General features: G+C 38.8%; 6 protein-coding genes. All 6 read right to left on the bottom strand.

Annotation, left to right across the window (positions count from 1 at the left end; all coding sequences use genetic code 11):
• Positions 1–4: 4 nt before the first annotated feature.
• Positions 5–1,081: a PD-(D/E)XK nuclease family protein gene (locus J3P37_RS06310; protein WP_256010216.1), complete on the bottom strand. Its 1,077-nt coding sequence runs from the start codon at positions 1,079–1,081 to the stop codon at positions 5–7.
• 99 nt (positions 1,082–1,180) lie between these two features.
• Entirely contained in the window at positions 1,181–2,257 is a 1,077-nt protein-coding gene (locus tag J3P37_RS06305) for a hypothetical protein (protein WP_256010215.1), read from the bottom strand.
• A gap of 509 nt (positions 2,258–2,766) precedes the next feature.
• Positions 2,767–5,211 carry an SIR2 family protein gene (locus J3P37_RS06300; RefSeq protein ID WP_256010214.1) on the bottom strand — a complete coding sequence of 815 codons (2,445 nt, stop codon included), beginning with the start codon at positions 5,209–5,211 and terminating at the stop codon, positions 2,767–2,769.
• A 205-nt stretch (positions 5,212–5,416) separates the two neighbouring features.
• Positions 5,417–6,838, bottom strand: coding sequence for a restriction endonuclease subunit S (locus J3P37_RS06295; protein ID WP_256010213.1), 1,422 nt, complete (start codon positions 6,836–6,838; stop codon positions 5,417–5,419).
• Positions 6,835–8,295, bottom strand: a complete 1,461-nt coding sequence (locus tag J3P37_RS06290) for a type I restriction-modification system subunit M (protein ID WP_256010212.1) — start codon at positions 8,293–8,295, stop codon at positions 6,835–6,837. Before J3P37_RS06290 ends, J3P37_RS06295 begins: the two co-directional genes overlap by 4 nt.
• Positions 8,296–8,298: 3 nt before the next feature.
• Entirely contained in the window at positions 8,299–11,541 is a 3,243-nt protein-coding gene (hsdR, locus tag J3P37_RS06285) for a type I restriction-modification system endonuclease (RefSeq protein ID WP_256010211.1), read from the bottom strand.
• Between the last annotated feature and the right edge of the window lie 42 nt (positions 11,542–11,583).

Genomic DNA, 11,583 nt, shown 5'->3' with positions numbered 1-11,583 from the left:
TTATCTATTTGCTAATCTTAATACCATCTATTTCCTTGGTTAACAGAGTAGTCAGTTCTCTCCCCTTCTCTATTTCTTCACGAAGATACGCAGCAAGTTCATAGGGAGTTTGGTGCCAGTAATTCTTTACTTTCTTCGAAAGGCTGACATACGCCTTCTCCTTTGGCTTGTTGACTTTAGTGTAGCCAAAATCGTTACTTCTTGCAATATTTTCCATGAACGGAATTACCTTCTGTATCCAATTCTTTTTAGAGTTACCGTAGTGACGATCAGCTGTAGTAAAGGCAAACTTTATGTTATCATTCTGTAATTGAATAATTGTTCTAAAATCCTTTCCATCCACTTTAATTGCCTCTGCTAATGTGAAATTAATCAGTGCATCACCTCGTGTATCAGTAACAAGCACATCACATTCCTCCATAATTTCTGCCACGGAACACAAATAGGACTTTTGAAGTATGGTTTCAAGCTGGTTAGCAGCTATGAATTTCTCCCCATCCGTTTTGTATTCAAAATCAATTTTGTCTTCCTTCTTTTTCTTGCCATCCAGGAAAACCATATCGTACGACTTCGTATTCGTTTTAAAGTCATCAACAACATCTACCAACTTCCTCAGATAGCTTAGGTATTCTTCCAGAATAATTGTATTATTACTATCGTGCTTTAACTTCAGTGATATTAGGCACTCATAGAGCTTTTTATACGTGAGCTTTTGCCATTCACTATCTGTACAAGGCTCTCCTATTAAAGTCAAAAAGTAGTAACGTTTCTTAACATCCGGGTATAGCTCTTGAGCCGTCAGCTTATATCTGCCCAGTTGGTTTGAATGCTGACTTGATTTCAGTTTATTCTCCACTATAAGCACCGCAGTCGTGGTTTCCACTACAAGGTCTATCCCTTTCCTTTCGGTATAAATTCGGGTAATTTCTGATCCATCAGCTCCAAAAAGGCCAGAAAGCAGGGAAGCCTTTTCTGTTGCATCGACTGCTTTGCAGTCTTTTGAAATAATCCAGGATAAAAATTGCGTGTGAACTCTTTCAACATCCGCTATGCCAATGTATTCAAAGAATGATTTACTCATATTAACTTTTACGATTACTAAATTGATTTTTATTGGGAAAGTTCCATATTTCAAAGTGGAACCAGCGCTGCTTTATTCCATGCTCGGACCAGCAGAGGATTAATGAAGGACGTGTCCAACTTGATACTTAGCTAACTCGTTCTCAACCTTATAAAAGTCAGTATCTACATATAAAGAAGAGCCAGTAGTTTTCTTCCCATTTAGTAAAGTATCAAAAGATTTTGGAATAGTTAATTCAAATGAAGAACTTAAAAAATCACAAAAGCCATCTTTTTTATTACATTTTACCGGAAAAACATAATTGTGAGTGATTAAATCGGAAAAACCATTAGACGCATCGATTTTTGTCGAAGGGAATTTTATCCCTCTTATTTTTTCTTCGTCACTAACATATTGCATTAATAGTTGAGGGACTATATATTCTGGTTTGAATGCACCCTTTGGATGCAAAACTTTCACCGTACAAGCAACATATAGAGGATATAACAAAAGAAATCTTAACAAATGTGTGAGCAGGTGGTTCTCTCTCTTTTCATTATTAAACTGCTTAATAAAGCTTTCTACTGTTTGAATTTCGATGATATCTAAAAAGGTTTTAGATATATATTTAGAAATAAAAGATTCAGCATATATAGGTTCGCTTACTTCCTCATAACAGATAAATGCAGAATCTCCAAGATAGAGAGAAGGAACGCCTGGAATACTATATCGTTGTGTGGCGCAAATATGTCGAAGGTCGAACTGGATGTGAAAATTTTCCTTCCTGTGTTTAATTGTTTTATTAGAATCTGGTCTAATTCGGTAAAAATTGGAATTTGGTTCTAAACGTGTTAATACAGTATTGTCTTTGAAACGAACTACAGTATCTAAAGAACCGTTAAATTTCTCATAAGCTTTTGCGACCTTACCTTCGTAGTAATAACCTAAAGCACCAGTAATTGCATCTTTAAAAATTCCTACCCTGCGCAGGAAAGAGAAATGACTTTTTTCGCTCCATAAGATTTGAGCTACAATTTTGCCGACCCCGTTATATTTTAAAAATTCATAATAGTTATCAAGCTTTTGTTTTACATAGTCAGGAAAATGCTCAGAGGTTGTATAATTTGTGGGAATTTCAAGAAAACTTTTATTAGTGACTATGATATCGTAAAGCTTGTTGATAATGGTTCTTGACATTGTTTATATTTACTCTATTTTTTTAATCGTATTTAGGAAAAGTACGAATGGAACTAGCTATAAAATGGCCCTTACATCTTAGCTCGAATTCATTGCAAGGGAAATCTAGCTAAACTGTTCTTTACAATGTTAACATTTGCCCTACTTATTTTAGGGTAAGAAGTAAGGGTTATATTTTATCTTCTTCAGATTTAAACCTAATTTCGGAAGAAAGCATTCCCAATGCACATCCTGAAGACCGGCATTCTTCAACTTTTGAATAAGATTTTGATCAAAAAGTCCCATTTTTTATGCGAGAATAATTTAACTAAAGTAGCTTAAAGCGAGAATAAAAACTGATAGGGTTGTTGTTATAGTCACGTTGTTTGTGATTTAACGTCTATCAGTTTACTGTGTCCAATTGCTAATTCAAACCAGCAACTTATTTATTCTAGGCTTAGGTCAGCAAAGGATTCCAAATCCCTTTTTGTCTTAAGTTCGAGATGCCTTGCAGAAGATCTCTAACAGCGTTAACTATTTTTTGTCAAAATCCTATTCAATTCATTCTCACACTTAGGGACAGCCTTATTCCAGCGCATTTGGTCCATTGTAAGCTTGTAATCATTTATTTTCTGCATTATTTCCGCGCATGACAAAAGAAACACCTTCTGATCTTGCCCTGTAAGATCATTGAAATATTTATCATAAAATTTCCCATAATTAATAGCTACTCTAATAGGATAATGCCTATTCTCGTTAGCGGTCGACTTGAAAGACAATATGTTGTGGGCTTTAAGAAACTGTTCCATTGCTGAATCAATTGAACCGTTGTATATCTCATTTTCCAGCAGATGTCTAGCATAATGGTTGTCAATTTGAAATGTATCGAAGTCTGCATTTGATCGAGCATAGCTATACGCAGCTTCAAAATATTTATCAGCAATTAAATAATCGCGAGAAGAAAGTCTGGCTATTGCATACTGAAGCCAAAAGAATGGATTTTTTGCAGCAAAGCTTGTGCTTTTTACGTCTTCATAAAAATTTAGGACTACGGCTTTGAAGTGGCTATTTTCATCCAAATTGAAGATGGATTGCAATCGTGAAAAAGAGACTAAACTTTTCAGGATTAGGTGATTGTTCTTATCGAAAGACCTTCTTTGATCTAATTTCTTAAATACTTTTATCAATAAGTTGATTAGGGAATGATGGTACTTAGGTTGAGACAACAATGATAATGCTAAGATAGAGGAACGTACTTTTATCGAGGAGTTATTAAAATTAATTACTTCTTGCAAATGGTCGTTATTGTGAAAAGCAGGGTTATTCAGGAGGTCGTCGTCTAGAATATATACTAACTTATCTAAATCCATTTGAAAATCAAACACACTGGCAGCTAAAACTAAAAGAGACGCTTCAAAAAAAGATTTGTTGGCACCTTCAATAAAGGTTAAGATCGAATCAAATCTTCCTTTTATATCAGGAGAATCGAGGAGGTAAAGGAGCAAAAGACGAAAAGATCTCTTACAATTCTCTTCTATAATTCTACGTTTCTGATCTCGAGACGCGGATGAATGTTTACCCCATAAACCATAATGAGTTAGAATTTCCGATAGTTCATTGATTTCAGTTGACGATAACTTATTTAGATCTTTAGTTAGATACTCCTGTTCGAATATACCTTTATCTAGGTCAATGAAAGCTGTATCATTTACAATTGATCTTTCAGTAAGTATTACTATTACGTCTTGGGTCCTAAACACTTGTAACTTTCTTATTAAATCGAAATGATCGCTATATTTCTCAATGATTATTACGCAACGTGCTACTTTGGTACACAAATATTCGATCTCACTGTATATGTTCTCAAAATATTTTTTGAATATAAAGACATTATAATGGTTTGCAGATAGTCTTTCGCAAAGTCCCTCAATAAATAATGTTTTGCCGTTGCCTAAATCAGAATGAATAAGAATATTTCTGCCACCGTTAGCTATATAGTTTAAAACCTCAGATAGTTCGTCTCGTTTCAAGTAATATTTGTACTCTCCACCACTAGCTAAGGAATAATGTATGAAATCTAAATTTGAGTTTCCCTTAAAGAAAAGTTCAAATACGTCCTTATCTTTCATTTTGGTAGAGGGATTACCAAGCACAGGTTTAGTGAACGACTGTATGATGGTGTTATCTTCGACTGGTGGATTGTAGGTTAGTTTCTTGTCGTTTAACGCATCTGCTAATCCATCAATACCGATATCGAAAACATGACCATACCTTTCTAGTTTCTTTATAAGAAGTTGAGAATCCTTAGGTTTCACAATAAAAACAAGGCGATCTTTATTTGAATGGGCAGATATTACACGTGACAAGTCGAGATCGCTATTTAATGAAAATCCAATAAAAATAACTAGTCTTGATGTTTCGATGTCACTTCTAAAAAGATCAATCCAGGGACTTGCTAAGAAGTCTGTGGTTAGGTAACTACTATCTGTTAGTTTAAAATCATTATGTAGACTAGCAGGTGTTAATCGATCTATAAAGCCATTGAGATGGACACAAAATGTACGTTTATCTTTGTACTGATCTATCTTATCCCCCATTATAACCGGGCTTAGGAGCTTACCCTGGCTTTTAAACGCCAGTTCCATCACATCATCGTAATTTGTTGTATATATTCTTTTCCAACTTGAGCGAGCTATCGTCAGATGAGCTTGACTGACTTCTGAAATCGTATAGTTATTTCTTAAAAGGTCAATCAGTGCATATTCCGAATGATTTTCAAGATATGTTTGTGAAGCATTCTTCAAGTCCCCATCCGTTTCGTTAATATTGCAATCTCTATAAAGCTTTTCTGCCAACGGTAAGGCCGTCATTGGATTTTCCCCTTTAATGTTCTTCGACCCGTATGAAAAGCCAGATCCTGCGAAAAGTGTACAATCACCAGTGATGATTTTTTCTAAAATTGTGCTTAGTTCCATTTTCTATAATTCATTCGTTTTATTCAATAAAGGTTATGGCTAAAAAAGCTCATCTTGGCCATTTTTTGGATAGATGATATAACTTGTCGATCTCGTACAAATCCTGGAACAGTGCCTTTAATTCTTCAAAGGCGCCAATAGGATCCTTATCAACACTAAATAAAAAGTCAAGATTAAAGTATTATTGTTGAGGTTTTTGTCGCCATTATAATAATGATAAGCCTTTAATTAAACTTTCTGCATAAGTTTCTTCTTGCGCTATTAATTCTCCCCGAAATGCCTTTGCCAAAAGCGTCTGCGGTAATCTATCAATTTTTACTCTCAGTTCCTTGTATTGTTGTGCTATCATATCGGCTTTCGTAAACAACGTCTGGACTCGTCCAATAATTTCTTCTATTTCTTCACTTGGAGGTAACGGAATAACTATTTTTCCTATCGGACCTAAGAAAATATTCGATTGCGCAGTAGATTTTTGCAGTCTAGATATTTGTGATTGCCCTATGTCGGACCTCAGAGCGAACTCGACATATTTAGCTATTTCCGGATTGGACTGAAGCTTCAACAGCGCCGCGCTTCTTACCATAACAAATTTCAAATTCTCAGGTACTATAGAAACTCTACCTACGGTGCCTGAACAGGATATAAGAATATCATTGGCCTCCGGATTACAACGCATTCGTATTCTCTCATATTCGTCTTCCGGTACGTAGTCTACCTTTTCCAAAGATATATATCCGTCCTGTACATTACGAGCTGAGAGTAAATAATATCCAGTTTCTGTCCTTTTCGGTGTTGCATGCTCCCCGTCAGTTATAAAATCAGCTATATTTTTCAGATTCGAGATTGCCCAACATTCGGGAAACAAATATGTACAACCAAGCTCAAACCGTTCGAAAGCAGATTCATCTGGTTTTCGCGGCTTTTTACCGCCCTGGGTGCTTCCTCTTAACTTTTCTTGATAATAGTTCCGTCGATTACTGAGAATTGTGTTGAGCGCGCTTTCCAACTGCTTCCCCTTTCTCCACTCCTCCGTCAACTTACCAGTAACAGCATGAGTCAATACAGTTTGACGAAACTTTTTAAGCAGTTTAGGAATCCGCTCTAATTTGGCTTTTAGTGTTTCCAAATGCTTAAAGGCTTCATCTAATTTGGCTACAATTCGTTTTTGTTCCGCAAGTGGGGGAAGAGGAAACGGATGTTCTTTTAAAACAGCTTGTGAAATGTTAGGTTGAGCTCCTCCTTTGCCTTTTTCAATGAAGGCTTCCTTCTGGGATTTTAAATAATAGTGCAGAAAGTGATTCGAGACGAACTCCCGTGCCTGGGCTACTGCACAAGCTTGATTGGTAGCTGCATCAATACCAAACATAGCAGTTTTTCCAATGGTAGCTCCATACATCGCGATACCAACGGCACCCTTTGGAAAAATCTTTGCACTTGATTTTGCTAATCCTAACTCGGTTATAAATTCGCTGGCCTCGTAAATTACACTGTCGTTTAAATCCCCTGTCTTTATCCACGGAATACTCCCGCCGTAAAATGCAGAATTACTTCTATTTGGAGTGCCTCCGGATCCCCATACCGCTACCTTGCCCAGTGTTGTTAATTCCCAGTGTTTAGGTATATTCATCCCAACAATGCAATTATAGCGTCCAACTCCTTTTGAATCCCCTTCAATTCTTCCGCTGCTTCCCTCGCAATATCAATCGGCTCCTCTGTATGCGCATTAGCAGCAAAACTTGCATCCTGCATCAATCCCAGATCCAGCGAATCATTCTTCTTCTCTATGTCTTCCCTTGTCAAACAAGACCAACGCCCATCCTGAACTGCTGCTCTTTTTTCATCATCCACCGACCCATCGTACTTTTCACGAACGACATTCAGACCAATTCCCCCGGTGTAAGCCTTTACAAAACCATCAAATGCAGCACGTGTAAAAGGCGTACGTTTACCGAAACTTGGCGCATTGGTACGCATATCGTAAAACCAAACCTTTTTGGTATTACCTGTTTCTGTTTTGCCACGCTCAAAGAAGAGCACATTGGTTTTTACACCGGCCGCATAAAAGATCCCGGTAGGTAAGCGAAGAATAGTATGTAAGCGGCATTTATCCATTAAGTCGCGTCGAATCTTTCTACCGTCCCCATCTTCAAATAACACGTTATCTGGTAATATCACTGCGGCTCTCGCCTTTCCGTCTTTTTTAAGGGAGCGGTATATATGTTGCAGGAAGTTTAACTGTTTGTTGCTCGTTGGATAAGTAAAGTCGTCACGGGTTGGGCGCTCGCCACCCTGTTTGGTTCCGAAAGGAGGATTAGCCAGTACGCCATCAAAACCGGTAAAGGACTTACCCAGATCAGATAAGGTATCCCCTAATTCGATCCGGCTTTCCAGTCCGTGCAATTTGGCATTCATCAAAGCCAGTCGGTGAGCATCCTGAACCAGTTCACATCCACTAAAGGCCTGCTCTACCTGGAACTTGCGTTCCTTGCTGCCGAGCTCGTAATAATGATCATGCTTTTCCCGAAGATATTGGTCTGCGGCAATCATAAAACCGAAGGTTCCGGCAGCAGGATCGTTCCAGCGTTCACCCAATTTAGGCACTAGAAGATCCACCATAATATTTATTAGCGGCCGGGGCGTAAAATATTGTCCAGCTCCGCTTTTCTTCTCGCCTGCATTCTTTTCTAGCAGCTCTTCGTAGATCGTAGCGATCTTGTCTTGCTCCTTCTCATCATACCAGTCGATGGCATCGATACTGGTAATGAGTGTACGCAGGTTTACCGGCTTCCGTAAGGTTGTGGAAGCATTGGTATAAATCTCTTTAATGGTTGCATTGTCCGTCTTGGTACTAATGGAAGCTAAAAGCTCCCGGTAACGGTCAAACAATTCTTTGTTATCCTGAATGCCCCTCAAAGTAGACCAACGGTATTCCTCCGGCAGTTCATCTTCAAACTTCTTTAGTTCAGATAATCGTAAAAAAAGTATATAAGTTAACTCGTTAAGGTACTGGTGATAGGTTACTCCGTCATCACGCAGTACATTACATAAGTTCCAAAGTTTATTGGCTATTTCGTCCGCACTCATTCTCTATGCTGATTGATTATATAAATTCTCGTTAATGGTATTAATGACTTCCTCCAGGCGGTTCTCAAAGATCTTATTGAGTCGTTGATACCCCCCTGCTTCATTGAACGGATCTTCGTCAAGATCTGTTGGTTGTAATACTGACTCTTTCAGAAGTTGCTTTTCGAAACGTTCGATCCATTTCTCTTGAATGGCGCTCCATTTCTTTATTTTCCTGACTTTAGCTATAGCTCCCTTTATCCGCTCCTCCTGACTTAATAAAGCGTTACCAACGGCAAGAGTACGGATAAATGATATAATATCTGCCGCGATATCTTCATTTTTTGCCTCCTTCCAGGCGGCTTTCAAAGATACTTCGTCGAAGCCATCATGAGCAAGTGTGATAAGCAGTTCACGTAAAGATTTTCGATCCAGCTCTTTCGGACTGGTACAGATGATGTTAAGAGCTGCAATTTTGTTCTGATTCTCTTGAATATATTTTGAGAAGCTTTCCAGGTAATCTTCTGGCCTCTTGCCCTTACCGTACCCCCGTTCCATACCTCTAAATTCATCGTCATGAAATGAAATAAGCATTGATTTAGGCAGCGGACGGAACTCATCAAGAAACTTCCATAATTTAGATAGCTCGATTATCTTCGCTGCACTTTGCTCCACTGGCTGATTCCTTAAATATTCTATCAGGTCATCCGGATCATTTCCGTTAGCGAGGTAATTAAACTCCGCCGGCTTCTGCTCTTCTATTAACAGCTTTTTGCGCTGCAGCTTTGCGAGTATTTGCTCAATCTGCAAAGTAGCTCTTTCTGCACGTTCTATCTGTTTTAATTCTTCGGTTAATTGCGTAAAAGACGATTTAGGATTGGCAACTACGGGCTGCATTTGGGTATAGTCTTTCAGCGCTTCATAAATGCCTACTGCGTCATAGATTTTAAATGTTTCTTTCCCAATATGATCCGCCCTTCGGGTAGCACGTCCAAGCATTTGATCATAAAGTATCCTCGACTTAACCCGTCTCAAAAACACCAAATTGCAGATAGTTGGCACGTCAATACCTGTAGTTAAAAGATCGACTGTTACTGCGATATTTGGATACTTTTCGTTCTTGAATCGCTTAACCTGCTGTTCTGGGTCGTATGACTTTCCAGTAATCTTTTCGATCATAGAATCATGGACATCAATACCTACTGCCTGAAACTCTTCTTTCAACATCTGGACAATGGTATCTGCGTGTTCATCAGTTGCAGCAAAGATCAGGGTTTTTTCTTCTCCATCAGGATCGAGTACTTTAACCAGTTGTTTAACAACCGTGCGATTAAACGGCTCCGTAAGAACCTTCTTATTAAATCCGACAACATCTATATTCAACTCATCGGGCAATTCTTCCAGCTCGACAATGGAATTGTTTTCTTTATCAAATGCTTTGGGTTTCTCTCCCTTTTCCCATTTAATGCCTTCCTGGTTCAGTTTGGTTTGAATGATGTAGGGAGGCTCCTGGTCTATGAGGTAGCCATCTACCACTGCTTCCCGGAAAGAATAGGTATAGACCGGTGATCCAAAAATCTCGTGAGTATGAAGCGCCGGAGTTGCAGTTAATCCAATGGAATAGGCATCGAAGTAATCAAGAACCTTGCGGTACTTGCTTACATAGTCCATCTGATCTTTGAAGTCAAGATCTTCCTCGTCTAGTTCTTTATCTAATAGGTATCCCCGGTGAGCTTCGTCTATAATGATACAGTCGTATTGATCTATAGTTGGAACATCTCCTGATTCGTTATAAAACAAACGTTTAACCATTCCCTGTACAGTCGCAAATTGCAGACGGGTATCAATATCAGGGACAGCCTCCTGCATATTCTTCACATCGTAAACTTCGGCAAAGGTATTTAGTCCGACTACCTTATTGTCTTTAAAGGCATTAATTGCTTGGATGCCGAGTAAAGTCCTGTCGACCAAAAAAAGAATACGGTTAAAACGGTTTGTCTGAATTAATTGATAACATAAGCCGATGATCGTTCTGGTCTTACCAGTACCGGTTGCCATGGCGATCAATGCTCTACGCTTCTCCGGTTCGTTAATCAATGTTTGCTCAATTGCTTGAATAGCCTTTACCTGGTAGCCGCGCAGCCCTAAACCAGATTTACTTTGCAGAAAATCCAACGGAGTATTTTCCATCTTCTGGTTGGCTCTAGCAATGTCCTGCTGAAATAATTTTACCAGCCCTTCAGGCTTTTGCCAGCCTTGCAGCGCACGAGCAGTGTTGTAAGGGTTGCGAACATCGAAAAACCAGACACCAGATTTCGTTTTTATTTGCTCCAGGTATGGACGACCGTTGGTTGAGAATAAAAAAGGCACTTTATATCCCTGCCACTCACCTAACAACTTGGCGCCGTACTTTTCTTCGGCCAGTTCTGCATAAATTTTGGATTGACGAAGATCTGTAGAGATATCGTGTGCATACTTTTTTGCTTCAACTATGCCGTACAATTCAAAGCCATTAAATAAGGCATAGTCGGCCCACTTCCCTCCTACAGGCCATTCGGATATCGCTATTTTCTTGTTCCTTTCAGGAATTGTCTTATTCTTTTTGAAATTGAGAACCAGAGTGTCTGCTTCCCATCCTGCAAGCCTTAGTTGAGCATCTATAAGCTCTCTTGTCTCAACCTCCGACATTTCTATCTTACTTGCGGCTTTAGCTGAACGCTCAAATATCTCTTGTTTAACAGGCTCTGGTATTCCTTGGGTTTCGCGTTTTTCTAAAAGTTGATTGTACCGCAGCTCGAGCTCTTTAAATTGTCCCTCAAGTTCCTTCAATGCATGGCGAGCGTCCAGATTCTCCGGAACTTTAAATTTTAGCTGGCTGATATCGGCATTTTTTACGGAGAAGGATTCATAAAACCACTTGCCTAATTTGAAAGCGGAAAACAATACTGTCTTACCCTCTTGCACAGTCCCAGTCGCTTCATGAGCTGCTTCATTGCCTATCTTACGTATGGCATTAAATAAATCACGAATGGTTGGCTGAAGGACGCGTTCAAACTCGAGCGTTTTTAAACGGGAGTTGAAATTATCAAGGGAGGGGAATGGTATATTGTAATTTTCAAAGATTAAACCAAGCATCTTCTCTCCAAACTGCCTCATTTTTACGAGGGTTACGTTTGGATCAGCATACAGATTGTATTCTGCCGATTGCCCTAAATTGAAGAGAATTGCAAACTCTTCTTCAAGGAATTCGAAATTAGATTGTGACATTTAAGTTTTAGGCGGCTTTTCTAAACTTCAAGTATAAGAAAT

The organism is Desertivirga xinjiangensis (assembly GCF_024436435.1).
Taxonomy (GTDB): Bacteria; Bacteroidota; Bacteroidia; order Sphingobacteriales; family Sphingobacteriaceae; genus Desertivirga; species Desertivirga xinjiangensis.
This window is presented reverse-complemented; position numbering and strand designations above follow the sequence as displayed.